The sequence below is a fragment of the Rhizobium grahamii genome, from assembly GCF_009498215.1.
Classification (GTDB): domain Bacteria; phylum Pseudomonadota; class Alphaproteobacteria; order Rhizobiales; family Rhizobiaceae; genus Rhizobium; species Rhizobium grahamii_A.
In genome coordinates, this window is record NZ_CP043498.1 from 3,813,726 (window position 1) to 3,831,757 (window position 18,032).

17 protein-coding genes and 1 pseudogene are annotated in these 18,032 nt (G+C 60.4%); 11 read left to right on the forward strand and 7 right to left on the reverse strand.

From position 1 onward, the window contains the following. Window positions 1-96: 96 nt before the first annotated feature. Together FZ934_RS18395 and sppA are read right to left on the reverse strand one after the other, a co-directional pair. Entirely contained in the window at window positions 97-396 is a 300-nt protein-coding gene (locus FZ934_RS18395) for an integration host factor subunit beta (protein WP_018898213.1), read from the reverse strand. A gap of 26 nt (window positions 397-422) precedes the next feature. Further along, window positions 423-1,376 (reverse strand): signal peptide peptidase SppA, encoded by a 954-nt coding sequence (sppA, locus tag FZ934_RS18400; RefSeq protein WP_153272248.1) that lies wholly within the window; start codon window positions 1,374-1,376, stop codon window positions 423-425. Between the two features lie 211 nt (window positions 1,377-1,587). Here sppA and lptC point away from each other — a divergent pair. The 6 genes and pseudogenes from lptC (at window position 1,588) to ptsN (ending at window position 6,796) form a co-directional block, all read left to right on the forward strand. Continuing rightward, window positions 1,588-2,252: pseudogene (lptC, locus tag FZ934_RS18405) on the forward strand (LPS export ABC transporter periplasmic protein LptC). Window positions 2,253-2,267: 15 nt separating this feature from the next. Beyond that, window positions 2,268-2,900 (forward strand): LptA/OstA family protein, encoded by a 633-nt coding sequence (locus FZ934_RS18410; protein WP_153272249.1) that lies wholly within the window; start codon window positions 2,268-2,270, stop codon window positions 2,898-2,900. Window positions 2,901-2,915: 15 nt separating this feature from the next. Further along, a complete protein-coding gene (gene lptB, locus FZ934_RS18415; RefSeq protein WP_056816910.1) occupies window positions 2,916-3,725 on the forward strand; it encodes an LPS export ABC transporter ATP-binding protein in 810 nt (269 codons plus the stop codon). 159 nt (window positions 3,726-3,884) lie between these two features. Then, on the forward strand, window positions 3,885-5,441 hold the full coding sequence (gene rpoN, locus FZ934_RS18420; protein WP_153272492.1) for an RNA polymerase factor sigma-54: 1,557 nt from the start codon (window positions 3,885-3,887) through the stop codon (window positions 5,439-5,441). Between the two features lie 249 nt (window positions 5,442-5,690). Then, window positions 5,691-6,266: a ribosome hibernation-promoting factor, HPF/YfiA family gene (gene hpf / locus FZ934_RS18425; protein WP_153272493.1), complete on the forward strand. Its 576-nt coding sequence runs from the start codon at window positions 5,691-5,693 to the stop codon at window positions 6,264-6,266. A gap of 65 nt (window positions 6,267-6,331) precedes the next feature. Then, window positions 6,332-6,796, forward strand: a complete 465-nt coding sequence (ptsN, locus tag FZ934_RS18430) for a PTS IIA-like nitrogen regulatory protein PtsN (RefSeq protein ID WP_056816923.1) — start codon at window positions 6,332-6,334, stop codon at window positions 6,794-6,796. 75 nt (window positions 6,797-6,871) lie between these two features. Here the strand turns inward: ptsN and FZ934_RS18435 are convergent, their stop codons facing one another. The 3 genes from FZ934_RS18435 to FZ934_RS18445 form a co-directional block, all read right to left on the reverse strand. Then, the gene (locus tag FZ934_RS18435) at window positions 6,872-9,217 is read right to left on the reverse strand and encodes a methyl-accepting chemotaxis protein (protein ID WP_153272250.1); all 2,346 of its coding nucleotides are present in this window, start codon (window positions 9,215-9,217) and stop codon (window positions 6,872-6,874) included. A gap of 219 nt (window positions 9,218-9,436) precedes the next feature. Further along, window positions 9,437-10,336 (reverse strand): ribokinase, encoded by a 900-nt coding sequence (locus FZ934_RS18440; protein ID WP_153272251.1) that lies wholly within the window; start codon window positions 10,334-10,336, stop codon window positions 9,437-9,439. A 50-nt stretch (window positions 10,337-10,386) separates the two neighbouring features. Further along, window positions 10,387-11,610, reverse strand: a complete 1,224-nt coding sequence (locus tag FZ934_RS18445; protein ID WP_153272252.1) for a DNA recombination protein RmuC — start codon at window positions 11,608-11,610, stop codon at window positions 10,387-10,389. A 197-nt stretch (window positions 11,611-11,807) separates the two neighbouring features. Here FZ934_RS18445 and FZ934_RS18450 point away from each other — a divergent pair, with 197 nt between their 5' ends. The 5 genes from FZ934_RS18450 (at window position 11,808) to arsC (ending at window position 16,191) form a co-directional block, all read left to right on the forward strand. Continuing rightward, complete coding sequence (locus FZ934_RS18450) at window positions 11,808-13,307, forward strand: globin-coupled sensor protein (RefSeq protein WP_153272253.1); 1,500 nt, start codon at window positions 11,808-11,810, stop codon at window positions 13,305-13,307. 98 nt (window positions 13,308-13,405) lie between these two features. Next, window positions 13,406-13,921, forward strand: a complete 516-nt coding sequence (def, locus tag FZ934_RS18455; RefSeq protein WP_153272254.1) for a peptide deformylase — start codon at window positions 13,406-13,408, stop codon at window positions 13,919-13,921. Between the two features lie 146 nt (window positions 13,922-14,067). Further along, window positions 14,068-15,003, forward strand: coding sequence for a methionyl-tRNA formyltransferase (gene fmt / locus FZ934_RS18460; RefSeq protein ID WP_153272255.1), 936 nt, complete (start codon window positions 14,068-14,070; stop codon window positions 15,001-15,003). Then, the gene (gene truA / locus FZ934_RS18465; RefSeq protein WP_153272256.1) at window positions 15,003-15,809 is read left to right on the forward strand and encodes a tRNA pseudouridine(38-40) synthase TruA; all 807 of its coding nucleotides are present in this window, start codon (window positions 15,003-15,005) and stop codon (window positions 15,807-15,809) included. Before fmt ends, truA begins: the two co-directional genes overlap by 1 nt. Further along, window positions 15,787-16,191 (forward strand): arsenate reductase (glutaredoxin), encoded by a 405-nt coding sequence (gene arsC / locus FZ934_RS18470; protein ID WP_153272257.1) that lies wholly within the window; start codon window positions 15,787-15,789, stop codon window positions 16,189-16,191. The genes truA and arsC overlap by 23 nt, the downstream gene beginning before the upstream one ends. 3 nt (window positions 16,192-16,194) lie before the next feature. Here the strand turns inward: arsC and FZ934_RS18475 are convergent, their stop codons facing one another. Together FZ934_RS18475 and dapE are read right to left on the reverse strand one after the other, a co-directional pair. Next, window positions 16,195-16,791 carry a hypothetical protein gene (locus FZ934_RS18475; RefSeq protein ID WP_153272258.1) on the reverse strand — a complete coding sequence of 199 codons (597 nt, stop codon included), beginning with the start codon at window positions 16,789-16,791 and terminating at the stop codon, window positions 16,195-16,197. Next, window positions 16,778-17,971: a succinyl-diaminopimelate desuccinylase gene (gene dapE, locus FZ934_RS18480; RefSeq protein ID WP_153272259.1), complete on the reverse strand. Its 1,194-nt coding sequence runs from the start codon at window positions 17,969-17,971 to the stop codon at window positions 16,778-16,780. The genes FZ934_RS18475 and dapE overlap by 14 nt, the downstream gene beginning before the upstream one ends. Window positions 17,972-18,032 lie beyond the last annotated feature (61 nt).

The following is an 18,032-nucleotide window of genomic DNA, read 5'->3' on the forward strand; positions in this document are numbered from 1 at the left end:
TGTCATTCACCGCGGCGTGCGATGCTGCATATCAGGATAAGCGGAGCTAGCGGAAGTTCAAGTGCGCGCGATGTCGCTTTGGATGGAGAAATCCGCTCAGTCGTCTTGATCCGCCTGTCCCGGGTTGAGGCGTTCGCGCAGTTCCTTGCCGGTCTTGAAGAACGGTACCCACTTCTCCTCGACGAAGACGGTATCGCCGGTACGCGGGTTGCGGCCGGAGCGCGACGGACGGTTCTTGACGGAGAACGCGCCGAAGCCGCGCAGCTCCACGCGGTTGCCTGCCGCGAGTGCATCCGTGATCTCGTCGAGGACCGCGTTGACGATATTTTCGACGTCGCGATGATAAAGATGCGGGTTGCGTGCCGCAACTATCTGCACCAGTTCGGACTTGATCACAGTTGCCCCCTTAAATTATTGATTTCTTATCTATCATTGCCAACCTGCCAAACTGAAAGGAGCCCGTCAAGGAGCAACTTCTGCGGCAGAATTCCGGTGAGGTCCTGGCTGCGGGCAAGATCGCCGTAACCCAGGAGTGTGAGGATTTGCGAAGCGGCGCCGGCGAGCAGAAATGGCGTCGTGCTCTTCTTGTCCCAGTCGACCTCGGGCAGGTCTTTCTTGACATTCCGCGTCGCCAGATAGGCGCGGATTTCGTCGTCGCCGCCGATCTTGTCAATCAGCTTTACCTTCAGCGCCTGGCGCCCCGTGAAGATCGTTCCATCAGCGAGTTTCAGGACATCCTCGCGAGGAAGCTTACGCCGGTCGGCCACGAGATCGACGAACCAGCCGTAGCTATCAACGATCATGTTGTTGATCATCGCCTTGGCCTCCTCGCTGGCCGGATGGAACGGCGAGGGTTCCGCCTTCAGCGGCGAGGACTTGATCTCCTCCATGGAGACGCCGAGCTTGTCGAGAAGCGGCTTCACCTGCGGATACTGAAAGATGACGCCGATCGAGCCGGTGATCGAGCTGTCGCCGGCGATGATCATGTCGCCGGCCGTGGCGATCATGTAGCCGGCAGAGGCGGCGAGCGTCCGTACGTCAGAGACGACGGGCTTCTTGGCGGCGATCGCACGGATCGCCTTGAAAATCCGTTCGCCGCCATAGGTCGTTCCGCCTGGAGACGAAATCGAGACGACGACCGCCTTGACCGCATCGCTCTTCTCGATCTTGCCGAGCCGCTCCAGCAGCTCGTTGTCGTCGGTGATCAGGCCGGAGATCGTGACGTGGGCGATGTGCGGGCGTTCCAGGCCGACGTCTTCGGCAAAGAAGCGATATGCGACAAAGCCGAACGCCAGAAGCAGCAGAACCGCGATCACGCGCCAGAAGCCAACCTTGCGCCGCAGCCGCCGGCGGTCAGCGATCATCGAACTGTCCATTCATTCCTCCGGATCGGCAAGCCTCAGGCAACCCCGTCAATCTAGAGTTCACCAGGCGCGCGGAAATGCTTTTGTGGCTAATTTCATGCTTTTCTTGCTTGTTGCAGAAAAAAATCCATATTGGCAAGCCAGTGTAATAATGCGAAACGAACTGTGATCTGCAGAAGCGCTCCCTATATACGCCTGCCGATCACTGCAACGGACCCAACTTATGCTCAATACCCTGAACAACGGCGGACAGGCTGCCTATGCGAAGTCCGCGAGGAGCGCCTATGGCGACGCGCGGTTTCACTCGACCAGGGTTCGCCGGCTGAAGGTGCTGCTGCCGGTAGCCGCCGTGATCGTGTCGCTCGCCTTCATCGGCGTTTCCATCATCCGCACCTATCTGCCCGAGAACATCAAGATCGAGGGTGCCAAGATCAAGGACGGCAAGGTCGTGATGGAGAAGCCGGCGATCTCTGGCCGAAACTCCGATGGCATCAACTATTCCATGCTGGCCGAGCGCGCGCTGCAGGACATCAAGAATCCCAATCTCATCACACTCGAAACCATCAAGGCCGCCGTTCCCATTCGCGATGATCTCATCGCTCGAGTCGAGGCAACGACGGCCGATTATGATCGCGCGACTGATAACCTCAACGTCAAGTCGCCGTTCACCATTCTTCTGAGCAACGGCCTTTCCGCGAAGTTCCAAACCGCTCAGGTCGATATCAAAGGTGGCAAGCTTACGACCAATGATGCCGTCGAGATCCAAAAAGACGGCGCATCAGTTGTTGCGCGCTCGCTCAAGATGACAGATAAGGGGCGGACGATCACATTCGAGGGAATGTTCGAATGAATGTTGATCCGTCCGCTATTCACAAACAGGGCACTTAACCAGCCGGGTTCCTAATGGCAAACTATTGTCGCATTTCCACCCGCAAGTCGGGCGCAGTATTCTTTAACGGTGCGCTCGCACTGATGCTTTTGGCGGGCGGTGCGCTGGCTCAGGCAACGACCAGCCAGATGAACGGTCTGAAACTCAACCGGGACGAACCGATCCAGATCGAAAGCGACAAGCTGGAAATCCACGATCAGGAACACACGGCCGACTTCACCGGCAACGTCAAGGTTGTCCAGGGTGGGACGACCCTGCAGGCCGGTCATATGACGGTGTATTACAAGGCGAAGGGCGGCGACGCCGCGAACGCCGATGCGAATGGCGCCTCCAAGGCATCGGCCGCCGACGACAAGCAGGCGTCGACCTCAATCGCGTCAGGCAATGCCGATATCGACCACATCATCGTCACCGACAAGGTGTTCCTGAGCTCCGGAACACAGACTGCCACTGCCGACAACGGATCCTTCGACATGGCGAAGCAGCTTTTCATCCTGAAGGGTGAGAAGGTCGTCCTGTCAGACGGACCGAATGTCTTCACCGGTTGCCAGCTGACGGTGCATATGGCGACCGGACAGGCGCAATTGGACAGCTGCGGGGGGCGCGTCCAAATTCAGCTTGATCCGAAATCACAGAAGAAGAACTGACCCCGGCCTTACCACGTGAAATTATTCTCGCTATCGACCAAGTTCGGCAAGACTGGTTCGCAGGCTGCGGCTGATGCCGCAACCACGGACAAGAGCCGTTATCAGGGCACGCTGATCGCGCGCGGTCTGACCAAGACCTACAGCACGCGACGCGTCGTCAATGGTGTCTCGCTCGTTGTTCGCCGCGGCGAGGCTGTCGGGTTGCTCGGGCCGAACGGTGCCGGCAAGACGACGTGCTTCTATATGATCACCGGCCTCGTTCCGGTTGATGAGGGCACCATCGAGATTGACGGCAACGATGTGACCACGATGCCGATGTATCGTCGGTCGCGTCTTGGCGTCGGTTATCTGCCGCAGGAAGCGTCGATCTTCCGTGGCCTGACGGTGGAAGAAAACATTCGCGCCGTCCTCGAAGTGCATATCAAGGACAAGGCGGCGCGGGAAAAGAAGCTCGATGAGCTGCTGGACGAATTCCATATCCGCAAGCTCCGCAAGAGCGCGGCCGTGTCGTTGTCGGGTGGCGAGCGTCGGCGTCTTGAGATCGCGCGCGCCCTGGCAACCGATCCGACGTTCATGCTCCTCGACGAGCCCTTCGCCGGCGTCGATCCGATTTCCGTTGCCGACATTCAGAACCTCGTGCACCACCTGACCGCGCGCGGCATCGGCGTCTTGATCACCGATCACAACGTTCGTGAGACGCTGGGCCTGATCGACCGCGCCTATATCATCCATGCAGGCGAAGTATTGACGCATGGTCGTGCCAACGACATCGTCAATAATCCGGAGGTTCGCCGGCTTTATCTCGGCGATAACTTCAGCCTCTAGGAATGACCTAGCGTGACGGAAATTTACTTTGCCGTCACACTACCGCTTGACCAAATAAGATAAAAAAGCAATTTTTGGGCCAACTTGGTTTTCGTGGCCCGCTCCCAATTTTTTGGGCACGATTTCCCGGAGGAAATGAACGGGAGTTTCGCGTCCGCTATGGCACTTTCGGCCAACCTTTTCCTGCGCCAAAGCCAGTCCCTGGTCATGACGCCGCAGCTGATGCAGTCGATCCAGCTGCTGCAGATGACGCATTTCGAGCTGAACCAGTTCATCGCGCAGGAGGTCGAAAAGAACCCATTGCTCGAGTTTCCGTCAAATGACGCGGAAACGGGCAGCGATCGGATCGAGGACGATGCCTTCTCTCGCGGTACCGAAGAGCCGGGCGGCGATGAAGAGTATGATCGCCGGGCCGAAGTTCTTTCAGATGACTGGTCCGATCGGGCCGATGGCGCCGGCGCCAGCCGCATGAGCGACGAGCTCGATGCAAACTACAGCAATGTCTTCCAGGACGACGCGGCGCCGCAACGGGCCGATGCGCCGGAACTTATCAGCCAGTGGAAGTCGATGCCGGGGGCAGGCGATGCCGCCGAATCCTACGACCTCGATGATTTCGTCGCCGGCCAGGTGTCCCTTCGAGATTATCTCGGCCAGCAGTTGCCTTTCGTTTTGCCCGAGATGAGCGATAGGCTGATTGCCCAGCATCTCGTCGATCAGCTCGATGAGGCGGGCTATCTCCAGGGAGACCTGAAGGAAGCAGCCGAGCGCCTCGGATGTGATGCCTCAGACATGGAACGCGTGCTCGCAGCCCTTCAGACGCTCGATCCGCCGGGCGTCTTTGCTCGCAACCTCGCGGAGTGCCTTGCGATACAGCTACGCCAGAAGGATCGCTTCGACCCCGCGATGCAAGCCTTTGTCGGCAACCTCGAGCTGCTTGCACGGCGCGACTTTGCGACGCTGAAGCGGCTCTGCGGCGTCGACGAGGAGGATCTCCTCGACATGCTGACAGAGATCCGCCAGCTCAACCCGAAGCCCGGCAGCGGCTTCGAGGCGGGTGTATCCGAGGCGATCATGCCCGACGTCGTCGTCAGGGCGGATTCGACCGGCGGCTGGCTGGTGGAGCTCAATCCGGATACGTTGCCCCGTGTTCTTGTCAATCAGTCCTATTTTGCCAATGTGACCAAGAACGGCGAGGATCATGCCTTCCTCTCCGAGTGCCTGCAGAGCGCCAACTGGCTGACGCGCAGCCTGGACCAGCGGGCGAAGACCATCATGAAGGTGGCAAGTGAGATCGTCCGGCAGCAGGACGCTTTCCTGCTTCATGGCGTCGATTATCTCCGTCCGCTCAATCTGAAGACGGTCGCCGACGCGATCAAGATGCATGAGTCCACCGTCAGCCGGGTAACGTCGAACAAGTACATGCTGACGCCGCGCGGGTTGTTCGAACTCAAATACTTCTTCACGGTTTCGATCGGTGCCGTGGAAGGCGGAGACAGCCATTCCGCCGAAGCTGTTCGTCACAAGATCCGGCTGCTGATCATGCAGGAAAGCCCGGATGCGGTTCTCTCCGACGATGATATCGTGGATATCCTGAAGAAGAGCGGCATCGAGCTTGCTCGCCGTACGGTAGCGAAGTATCGTGAAGCCATGAATATTGCTTCATCCGTCCAGCGTCGGCGGGAGAAGCGGGCCTTGGCAAAGGTCGCCGGTTTCTGAGGGTCCGGCATTGCGTTTTGTGCGCGTACTCCTGTGTAAATTGAGCTCTTGTTGACTTTTTGGTAACTTCTGGATAGAAGCCGCCGCGATCGACGCTGTCGGCAGCGTTAGAGGTTATCCCCATCATCCTCAGGGCGCGTATAGCCGAGAACTTCGGCCGATCTTGCTCGGGATCGCGTGAAGTGCTTGGATGAGGATGAGCCTTGGCGTAAACTGGTACTCGCAAACCACCATAAGAAGGGAAACTCCATGAGTGTGCGTGTAGCCGGTAAACATATGGAAATTGGTGACTCCTTCCGTCAGCGGATCGAAGACCAAATAGATGTAGCCGTCACGAAATACTTCGACGGAGGGTATTCTGGCCAGGTAATCGTCGAGAAATCGAACGTCCGCTTTTCCGCAGATTGCAAGCTTCACCTCGATAGCGGTGTCGTTCTGCATGCCGCCGGAGAAGCAATGGATCCGCAGCCGGCGTTTGACGCTGCTTTCTCAAGAATCGAGAAGCGGCTTCGCCGGTACAAGAGGAAACTCAAGGATCACCATGCGGGCAACCATTCGAATGGTTTTGCAGAGGTTGCCTACACCGTGATGGACGCCGTGCCGGATCACGAGGATGAGGTTCCCGACGACTTTGCGCCAGCCATCGTGGCGGAAAGCACGAAGCAATTGAAGACCATGTCCGTTGCGACCGCCGTGATGGCGCTCGACATGACGGATGAGCCGCTGCTGCTGTTCCGCAGCCCCGGCAAGGACCAACTTAACATCGTTTACCGTCGGCACGACGGCAACATTGGCTGGATAGACGCAGCCAACATCAAAGGCTGAGATTGAGGCGAGGGGCGGCAGATAGCCTGCCGCTCCCCCGGTTCTCGGCGCAAAAGGAAGAAGAAATGGCATTGGCAGATCTGCTGCAACAAAATGCGATCATTCCCGCACTCAAAGTAAATTCCAAGAAGCAGCTTCTCCAGGAATTGGCGGCCAAGGCATCTAAGGTGACCGGGCTTTCCGAGCGCGAGATTTTCGACGTTGTCCTGCAGCGCGAGCGGCTTGGCTCGACCGGAGTGGGCAACGGCATTGCTATCCCTCACGGCAAACTGGCAAGCATCCATTCCATCGTCGGGATTTTTGCGCGACTCGATCAGCCGGTCGATTTTGAGGCTCTGGATGACCAGCCTGTCGATCTGGTGTTCCTGCTCTTGGCGCCGGAAGGCGCCGGCGCGGATCACCTGAAGGCGCTGTCGCGCATCGCGCGCGTACTGCGCGATCATGATCTGGTCGCCAAGCTGCGCGCTACGGATTCCGCATCGGCGATCTACGCCTTCCTGAACGAAGAGCAGACGTCGAACGCCGCCTGATAACAGGCAGATTTAAAAGAAAAGAGGCGCCCGAGCGATCGGGCGCCTCTTTTCTTTATTGGGTGGCGACTGGGATCAGAATTCTTCCCAGTTGTCCTGTGCAAGCGCTGCGTTGCCGTGCGTTTGAGCGACGGCCGCGCGACGGGGTGCCGGTGCAACTGCCCGCTGGTAGCTCGGCGCCGAGACGGACGGTGCCCGCATCTGCTGGGCGGTGGAGCGCAAAGCCGCACCGTTGCTGGAGCCGGCGACGCGGAAGCGCATGACCAGCTGCTTTAGTGTCTGAGCTTCGTCGTTCAGGGTCACGCTGGCTGCGGTGGTCTCTTCGACCATCGCCGCGTTCTGCTGTGTCACCTGGTCCATCTGGTTCATGGCCTGGTTGATTTCCTTGAGGCCGATCGCCTGTTCGCTGGCGGAGGCGGAAATCTGACGGATCAGGCTGTTGATGCCCATGACCTGCTCGGAGATCTTGTGCAGCGTATCGCCTGCGCGACCGACGAGATCCACGCCTTCCTTCACCTGCGATGCAGATGTGTTGATCAGCGTCTTGATCTCCTTGGCGGCATTCGCGGAACGCTGCGCAAGTTCACGAACTTCCTGCGCGACAACCGCAAAGCCCTTGCCCGCTTCGCCTGCACGCGCAGCCTCGACGCCCGCGTTGAGAGCGAGAAGGTTGGTCTGGAACGCGATATCGTCGATGACGCCGATGATGCGCGAGACCTCGGTGGAGGACTGCTCGATGCCGTGCATGGAGGAGATGGCCTTTCGAACCACTTCACCGGACTTTTCGGCATCTTCACAGGCATGGTTGACGTTATCGGCGGCAGTCCGTGCGTTTTCGGCGCTGGAGTTGACCTGCGCGGTCAGCTCGTTGAGGGCTGCTGCAGTCTCTTCCAGGCTTGCAGCCTGCTGCTCGGTGCGCTTGGCGAGATCCGAGGCGCTGCCGCTGATTTCGCTGGTGCCGGATCCGATGTTCACGACGCTCATGTTCATCGTGTTGATCGTTTCCTCAAGGCTTGCGAGAGCCGCGTTGAAGTCCTGCTTCAGTTTCCCGTACTCGCCGGGGAACTCCTCGCTGATACGGTGGCTGAGATTGCCCTGCGACAGCTCGGACAAGCCCGCGCCGACAATCGAAACGATGTGGCGCTGTAGGTTTACCGACTGCTGACGCTCGGATTCCGAGCGACCGCGTTCGGCTTCCGCCGCGTCGCGCTGGTTGTTGGCTTCGGCCTCGAGGCGCTGCGTGTTGGCAAGCGCGAAGCGGAAGCCTTCCAGGGCCTTGGCGACCGAGCCGATTTCGTCGGCACGATCCTGACCTTTCACCGGCTGCTCGTAGCGTCCGTCGCTCAGAGCACGCACGCTGGAGACAAGGCCGCCGAGCGGCAGCTGAACCAGGGAGCGGACCGCGAGGTAGAGAGCGACCATGACGGCGGCGAGAACGAGGATGCCTGCCACGACCATCATGAAGGTCTGGTCCTGAACCGGAGCGTTGATGGCGCTGTGTGGTACATCGACGAGGATCACCCAGCTGGCGTTCACGTCCGGCAGTGCGAAGGGATAGACGACGCGATCGAAGGGTTCAAAGCCATCGAAGGTGAGATCCTTGACGACGGCAGGCTGCAGCGAGTTCAGCGCGCTCTTGATCGAAGCGAGGCCTTCGCCGTCGTAGTCCTTCATCGAGAGGTCGGCCTTCGGCGCGACGATCCACTTGCCCGTCTGGGACAGCAGGGTGACGCGGCCGGTGCCGAAGGGGTGCAGTGTCGAGAGCTTGTCGCGCAGCGACTTCAGCGAGATGTCGACGCCACTGACGCCGACCAGCTTCCCGCCGGACATGACGGGATAAGCGATCGAGGTCATCGCCGTGTTTTCACCGGTCGTCGTCTCGGCGTAAGGCGGCGAAAGCGCGCCCTTCTTGCTCTGCGCGGCGAGGGAGTACCATTCGGCCTTGTAGTCGGAATCGAAGGTCGAGAAGGTGAAGCCACCGTCCTTCTTCTTCGTCCAGTATGGGTTGAACGTGCCATCCTTGGCCGAACCGAAATCGACCTTGCCGGCCATCGTCGGCGACTGGCCGTCGAAGCCGTTCGGTTCCTCGGCAAACCAGCTGCCGAATGCGAACTGGTTGCGTTCGACGTTGGCCTTCAGCATGTCGACGACCGACTTGCGGTCGAGATACTTGCCTTCGTGGCCTCGGCTGATCGTGCCGGCCATCGAGCGAGCGGCGCCGGCGAGTTCGCCGACGGAAGAGGCGACTTCGTTGGCGATCGACTTCGCCTCGAGGTTTGCTTGGTCCATCGTCAGTGTCTGAACGCGGCTGCGCGTCTCACCGATCAGGAAAAAGTTGGAAACGAGAAGAACGAGTGCAATCGAAATGCCAGTGATGAGGATAAGCTTAGCCGCAAGCGACTTCATGCGAAAAATGAACATGGTTTCCTCGGGGGAAGGATGCGTCGGCCGGTGCATTCACCGACGCAGAGACGGAAGCCCGCCCCTTCATGGAGCAGCCGTAAGGAATGCCCGATCCTTTGAGGAAGGTCTGGCGATCACCCGAAACATCGCCAGAAATCTATTAAATTTGAATGAAATGCCATCAAATTCCATGGGCCGAGATCGTCCGCGCAGCGAAATGTCGCGGCGGCGACGGCGCTATAGTTCCTTTGCGACGTCGTCGCTCAGGGGGATGGAAGGCTGTGCGCCCTGCTTCAGGCAGGCGAGCGAACCGGCAACGGCTGCGCGCCGAAGAGCAGTCTCGAAATCGAGCCCCTCGTCCAGGCTGGCGGCGAAATAGCCACAGAAGGTGTCGCCCGCGCCCACAGTGTCCACCGGCTCGATCTTCAGACCCTTGGCCTTGAACAGATGGCCGTCGCGTATGGCGATCACGCCATCGGCGCCGAGCGTGACGATCAGCGTCTGGCCGGTCTCGCCGTTCAGCCGTTTCAGCGCTGCCTCGCGTTCACCGGCGTTCATGCCGTCCTGTCCGGCCAACCGTTCGAATTCCGTCTCGTTGGCGATGACGATATCGGCAAGGCGCCCGAGGCGCGGTGCGTCGGCGATCAATGGTGCAAGGTTGAGGACTGTCGTGATGCCCTTCGATTTTGCGCGGGCGAGCGCCTGCTCGACGGCTGGAACAGGGACTTCCAGCTGGAGCATGAGAGTATCGCCCTTCTGCATCGCATCGACAGCGGCATCGGCGTCCTTCGCCGTGACTGTGCCGTTGGCACCTGGTACGACCGCAATCATGTTCTCGCCATCGCCGCCGACAAGGATAAGGGCGGTTCCGGTCGGCTGCTCCACATGCTTTACGCCGTCAAGCGTCGCTCCGGCGTCCTTCAGGAGTTCCAAAGCGGGCTCCGCAAAGTTATCGCGACCAACAGCGCCGGCCATCAGCACAACGCGGCCCGCTCGACGCGCTGCCAGTGCCTGGTTGGCGCCCTTGCCGCCTGCGGCGGTGGAAAAGCCATTGCCGGCGACGGTCTCGCCCGGCTTCGGCAGCCTGTCGGTGGTGGCGATGAGGTCCATGTTGATGGAGCCGAAAACTGTGATCATGAGATGTGCCCGTCCGATATCTTCTTCGGGCGCGACACTGCCCGAATGGCTCACTCGTCGTCAACTACTCTGAGCTTCAGCAAGCCGGTCCGGCTGTCGACCGACTTCTGTGAAGTATCGCTTTCCTTCGCCCGTTGCGCCGGAGCGTCGCCTTCGAATTCCAGCGCCTCTATCTTCGCGCCGCGCTTGTTCAGCTTGTCCGCGGAGGTCAGGATCATGTCGACATCCTTCTGCGCCATGGAAAAATGGCTCTGCAGCTTCCGGACGCGGTCATCAAGGCGCCCAAGGTCGTCCATCAGGCTGACGACTTCGCCCTGGATGACGTGTGCCTGGGCGCGCATGCGCTGATCCTTCAGGACCGCCTGAATGACCTGGATCGACAGCATCAGGAGGGACGGGGAGACGATGACGACCCGCGCCCGATGCGCCTTCTGCACGATCGGCTCGAAATTCTCGTGTATCTCGGCAAAGATCGATTCCGATGGCACGAACATGAAAGCCGTATCCTGGGTCTCTCCCTGGATCAGATATTTCTCCGAGATGTCCCGGATATGCGTCTCCATGTCGCGGCGGAATTGCTGCGAGGCGACCTTCGCGCCATCAGGTCCGCCCGCATCGCGGATGGCATTCCATGCTTCCAGCGGAAATTTCGCGTCGATAACCAGTGGCGGCGCGCCGTTCGGCATGCGGATCGTGCAGTCCGGCCGCGAGCCGTTGGAGAGCGTGTGCTGGAAGGTGTAAGCACCCATCGGAAGGCCGTCGGCAACGATCGTTTCCATCCGCGATTGCCCGAAGGCGCCACGCGTCTGCTTGTTGGAAAGGATCGCCTGCAGACCAACAACGTCCTTGGCAAGCGTCTGGATGTTGCTTTGAGCGGCATCGATGACGGCCAGGCGCTCCTGCAATCTTTGAAGGTTCTCGTGCGTGGACTTCGTCTGCTCGGAAATGGTCGTGCTGACGCGCTGCGACATGCCGTCGAGACGCTGGTTTATCGCCTGGTTGAGTTCCGCCTGCCGCGAGCCGAAAACCTCGGCCATCGTCGACATGCGCCCATGCATTTCCGCCTGAATTTTCAGAAGCTCTGCCATCCGGGCATCGGCTTCCGTCGCCCTCATGGCCGCGTCGTCCGCCTGTTCCCGCCGCAATTGGCCGCTGCGCACGAGAAGCACGATCATCAGGACGATCAGTGCTGCAATCGCTCCGCCACCGAGGGCGAGGATAGCTGGGTTGAGCTTGGAAAAGGCGAAGGAAAGTGAGTCGGCGCTTGGGTTCATGAGGGCACCATAGCAAACCCGTGCGCATTTTCTAGATCAAAACGTGAACAACTCACAGGGCGGTGTTGTCGGCTGGGTGGCGCATATTTGAGCCACTAGCAGACAAATAGGATCTCGATTTAACCATTGCTCAACTATATTCGGCAAATGCTCGGCTTCAATTTTTCCTTCGGCATCAATCACAAAGCAGAGACATCATGACCAGTCAGCCGTCCGACAATGCGCTCAAGCAACGCCTTGACTTCATCGAGCTGGACGATGACGCACGGATGGCACTGCGCGAAATGCGTCCTGCCATTTCGGAGCTGCTTGGTGCAGCTCTCGACAAATTCTACGGCAAGCTCGGCAAGACGCCTGCGGTTGCGAAGTTCTTCTCCGACAAGAACCATATGAACCACGCCAAGAAACGCCAGGAAGCCCACTGGGCCAATCTGGCGGGCGGCAATTTCGATGAGTCCTATGTCAATGGCGTCACCGCTGTCGGCCGGACGCACGCACGCATCGGCCTTGAGCCCCGCTGGTACATCGGTGGTTACGCGTTGCTGATGAGCGACCTCATCAAGGGCCTCATGGATAAGCAGTGGCCGTCACGTTTTGCACGCCAGCAGGGCAAGGTACTCGCCGAAAAGCTTGCGGCTGTCGTGAAGGCAGCCATGCTGGACATGGACTACTCGATCTCCGTTTATCTCGATACGCTCGACGAGAAGCGCAAGCAGCTTGAGGAGGAGCGCGCGAAGGCCGAAGCCGACCAGGCGCTGGCGCTCAGCCACCTTCGTCGCGGATTGGAGGCGCTTTCCAACGGCGACCTCGAGGCAACCCTGCCGTCCGATCTGCCGGGCAGCTTCAAGGAAATGGCGGACGACTATAATCGCGCCGTAGCGGCCTTGCGCACGTCCTTTGCATCGGTACGCGCAACCTCCGGGGAAATTCTTCAGGGCACCGACGTCATCGCCAAGGGCTCGGACGACCTGGCGCTGCGCACCGCGCAGCAGGCCGCAGGCGTCGAGGAAAGCTCGGCCGCGCTGCAGCAGCTCTCGGTCAGCGTCGGCCAGACGGCCGCCAATGCCGAGAAGGCTTCGGCAGCCGTGCGTGAAACACAGCAGAAGGCGAAAAACTCCGGCGAGCTCGTCACCAGCGCCGTATCGGCGATGGCCGAGATCGAGAAGTCCTCGACCGAGATTTCAAAGATCATCGGCGTCATCGATGAAATCGCCTTCCAGACCAACCTGCTGGCCTTGAATGCCGGCGTCGAGGCGGCCCGCGCAGGCGATGCGGGCAAGGGCTTCGCTGTCGTTGCGCAGGAAGTTCGCCAACTCGCGCAGCGGACCGCCGACGCGGCAAAGGAAATCAAGAACCTGATTTCGCAGAGCTCGTCTCAGGTCAACGAAGGCGTCGATATCGTCAGCAGCACGGGCGAAGCGCTGAGCGACATGATCAACCGTATCGACATCATCAACCGCTTTGTGGCCGACATCGCGGCCGCCGCGCGCGATCAGGCAACCGGCGTCAATGAAGTCAGCGTCGCCATTCGCAACATGGATACGATCACCCAGCAGAACTCCGGCATGGTGGAGCGCACATCCGAGGAGACCCGCCGCCTGCGCAGCGAGGTCGACAGCCTTGTGGGCCTGCTGCAGCGCTTCCGCACCGGCGCCCCGGAGCGCGCCATGCCGATGGCTTCCCGCCGCGCCGCGTAACGTAAAGCCAATGAAATTCCCGACGGCCGCGCAAAAAAGCGCGGCCGTCGCCTTTCGGATAATTCCATCGGGCGGAAAGATGCGTTATGGGAACGGCCATGACCATCAAGCCACTTATCATTCTTCCCGATCCGCTGCTGCGCCAGGTTTCCAAGCCTATCGAACGTGTCGACAGTGACCTTCAGCGTCTCGCCGACGATATGCTCGAGACGATGTACGATGCACCGGGCATCGGCCTTGCCGCCATTCAGATCGGCGTTCCGCGCCGCATGCTGGTAATCGACGTCTCGCGTGAGGGTGAGGAGAAGCAACCGCTCGTCTTCATCAATCCCGAAGTCGTCAAATCGTCCGATGAGCGTTCCGTCTACGAGGAAGGCTGCCTTTCGATCCCCGACTATTACGCGGAAGTCGAACGCCCGGCGACGATCGGCGTCAAGTATCTCGACCGTGATGGAAAAGAGCAGCTGATCGATGCCGACGGATTGTTGGCGACCTGCCTGCAGCACGAGATCGACCACTTGAACGGCGTACTCTTCATTGACCATATCTCGAGGCTGAAACGCGAGATGGTGATCAAGAAGTTCACCAAGGCTGCGAAAGCCAAGGCGATCTGAGCCATCTTGGCGCCGGTGACGTCAGATCATCGGGCGCTATCATTGCCACGTCAGCATGGCGGTGCACGCAAATGGCATTGGCGGCTACCGATCTCCAACTGGCAAGCCCGTTGAAAGACGGCGGATCCTAAGGACAGGCGGGAAAAATGTCTCTACGTATCGTTTTCATGGGGACGCCGGAGTTTTCGGTCCCGACATTGCGCAGCCTGGTCGATGCCGGCCACACCGTCGCGGCCGTCTATACGCAACCGCCGCGACCCGGCGGACGCCGCGGACTGGACCTGCAGAAGTCGCCGGTGCATCAGGCGGCGGAACTGCTCGGCATTCCTGTCTTCACTCCTGTTAACTTCAAGGAACAGGCGGAGCGCGACCACTTCATCGCATTGCAGGCCGACGTTGCCGTCGTTGTCGCATATGGGTTGCTGCTCCCCGAAGCCATCCTGAACGGCACGCGCTACGGCTGCTACAATGGCCACGCATCGCTGCTGCCGCGTTGGCGGGGTGCAGCGCCAATCCAGCGCGCGATCATGGCAGGCGACGAAAAGACCGGCATGATGGTGATGAAGATGGACAAGGGCCTCGATACCGGCCCGGTCGCTCTCACCAGCGAAGTCGAGATCGGGCCGAACATGACCGGCGGCGAGTTGCACGACAGGTTGATGCATGCGGGCGCAAAGGCGATGGCCGCAGCAATGGTGAAGCTTGAGATGGGCGATCTGCCGCTGACGCCGCAAGCGACCGATGGCGTGCTCTACGCCGCCAAGCTCGACAAGGGCGAGACTCGGATCGACTTTTCGAAGAATGCGCCCGATGTTCACAATCACATTCGTGGTCTGGCGCCGTTTCCGGGTGCCTGGTTCGAAGTCGAGATCGGCGGCAAGCCGGAGCGCGTCAAGGTGCTCGGCTCCGAACTGGCGGAAGGCTCCGGGCCGGCAGGCGAACTGATCAGCAACGATCTCGTCGTTGCCTGCGCTTCCGGTGCTGTCAGGCTGACGAAACTGCAGAAGGCCGGTGGCAAGCCGCTTGCCGCTGCCGACTTCCTCCGCGGCACGCCACTTGCAGCCGGCACGAGGCTCGCCTGATGCATCGCTACCGAATGATCGTCGAGTATGACGGTGCACCCTATGTCGGTTGGCAGCGCCAGGACAACGGCCCCTCCGTCCAGGGCGCGATCGAAAAGGCAATCTTTTCCGCCAGCGGCGAAACGGTCTCGATCCGTGGCGCTGGCCGCACCGATTCCGGCGTTCATGCCATGGGGCAGGTGATCCATGCCGACCTCGCCCGGGAATGGGCGCCGTTCAAGCTGCAGAACGCCCTCAACGCCCATCTGAAGCTTGCCGGCGAACGCGTCGCGATCCTTGAGGTGCTTGCCGCGAATGAATTTTTCGACGCGCGCTTCTCTGCTGAACGCCGCCACTATCTCTATCGCATCATCACGCGGCGCGCGCCGCTTGCGATCGAGGCCGGCAAGGCGTGGTGGGTTCCGAAGGCGCTCGATCACGAGGCCATGCACGCTGCAGCTCAGACGCTTGTCGGCAAGCATGATTTCTCGACCTTCCGCTCGGCGCATTGCCAGGCGAACAGCCCGATACGCACGCTTGATCGACTAGACGTCACGCGGAGCGGCGAACTCATCGAAATTCGTGCAACCGCACAAAGTTTCCTGCACAATCAGATCCGCTCCTTTGCAGGAACGCTGAAGCTTGCAGGTGAGGGCAAGTGGACCCCCGAGGATGTTCGCGCCGCATTGGATGCCCGCGACCGCAAGGCCTGTGGCCCGGTCGCGCCGCCGGATGGTCTTTATTTCATGCAGGTGGATTATCCGGCGATCATCGTGGACCGGCGAAAGCCCATGGAGGCAGGCAATGACGACGACGATCTATCATAACCCGGCGTGCGGCACGTCCCGCAATACATTGGCGATGATCCGTCAGTCGGGCGAAGAGCCTGAGGTCATCGAATATCTGAAGACGCCGCCGAGCCGCGAAACCCTGATGCAGTTGGTGGCCGCCATGGGCGGTTCGGTTCGGGCGCTGCTGCGCGAGAAGGGGACACCCTACGCCGAACTCGGGCTCGACGATGCCAAGCTCAGCGACGAGCAGTTGCTTGATGCGATGCTGGCGCACCCGATCCTCATCAACAGACCGATCGTCGTGACGGAGAAGGGCGTGCGCTTGTGCCGCCCCTCTGAAACCGTGCTGGAAATTCTGTCCAATGCGTCCATAGGCACGTTCACCAAGGAAGACGGCGAAGTGGTTTCCCCCAAATAGGGATCAGACAGGATAGACGCCGAGAAAGCGCTGGAGATATTCCGAAAGCAGCAGCGTCGGCACCAGAAGCACCAGCGTCATCGCGCCGACAAGCAGGCCGTTGCCGTAGAAGATCATGCGCAGGATGCGAGCGATAGCGAAGATCTGCGCGAGCATGAAGACGAGCAGCAGCAGCGATACCAGGCCGATAAGCCCCGGCGCGAAAAACACCACGGCCAGCAGCAGGCCGTTGATGTAGGAGAGCGGTACGCCGAGCCAGTTGACGCTGACGACGACAGGCGCGAAACGCTCGCCCTTGTGGAAGGCAAGCAACAGAAGCCCGGCCAGCACCAGTGGCACGAACCAGTTCGCGACCTCGACCAGCCCGAGGCGGAAATAGAAGATCATTCCGACGTCGGTATGAGGCGGCATCGTCTGCAGGAATGCCTGGCGCCACCAGAGCCACGAGATGCCCATCGGCGGCAGGCACCAGAAAATTGCCCAGAAGGATCGATTGACGCCGCGCTCGGACACATCGAGAAAGCGAAAGCCGCGCGGATCCATCCGGATCAGCAGCCACAGCCCCGCCAGATAATACTGAACCTCTCTAAAGCCCGGCATTCGCGAACCAGCGCTCGATGAAGGTCTCGTAAATCGCCGCCAACTGCTCGAGATCGGCAACCGCGACCCGTTCGTCGACCATGTGCATCGTCTGGCCAACAAGGCCGAACTCCACGACCGGGCAATAATCCTTGATGAAGCGGGCATCGGAGGTGCCGCCCGTGGTCGAAAGCTTCGGCGACTGGCCGGTGACGCTCTCGACTGCGGAGGAAAGCGAGGCGATCAGCGCATTGTTGCGCGTCAGGAAGACGTGGCTGGGGCGCTCGGCCCAGACGATATCGTACTTCAGCGGTGCGCGACCGGGGCGCAGCACGCCGTCAGCGGCGGCGGCATCAAGACGGCGCAGGATCTCCTGCTGCAGGCTGTCGGCAGTCCAGGTGTCGTTGAAGCGGATGTTGAAGCTTGCCGTCGCCTTGGCGGGGACAACGTTCGTCGCGGGGTTGCCGACGTCGACAGTCGTCACTTCGAGGTTCGACGGCTGGAAATTCTCGGTTCCGGCGTCGAACGGCGGATGCATTAGCGCCTGTGTCAGCTGCAGGATGCCGCGCACGGCGTTGTCGGCGAGATGCGGGTACGCGGCGTGGCCCTGAACGCCGTAGACGGTGATCTTGCCGGAAAGGGAACCGCGGCGGCCGATCTTGATCATGTCGCCGAGCTTGTCGGGATTGGTCGGCTCGCCGACGAGGCAGGCATCCCAGCGTTCGCCCTGTTCGGCAGCCCATTGCAGCAGCTTGATCGTGCCGTTGATCGCCGGACCTTCTTCGTCGCCAGTAATCAGGAAGGAGATCGAGCCCTTCGGAGCGCCGTGCTTCTCGATATGGCGGGCGACGGCTGCCACGAAGCAGGCGATCCCGCCCTTCATGTCGACGGCACCGCGGCCGAACAGCTCGCCATCAGCGATCTCGGCTGCAAAGGGAGGATGCGTCCACGCGCCCTCGTCGCCAACCGGGACCACGTCCGTATGGCCCGCAAACATCAGGTGCGGACCGTCACTGCCGAGACGGGCGTAGAGATTTTCGATATCGGGCGTGCCCGCTTCCGTCGCCTTGACCTTGTCCACCCTGAAGCCAAGCGGAGCAAGCATGGCGTCGAGCGCCGAGAGCGCGCCGCCTTCGGCAGGGGTTACGGACGGGCAGCGGATAAGGGTCTGCAGATTTGCAACGGGATCGATAGCGGTCATGGGCGTGGAATTATCCAGCGGGAATGGCAAAGAAATGGCAAGGCGATGCAGGTCGCCGAAC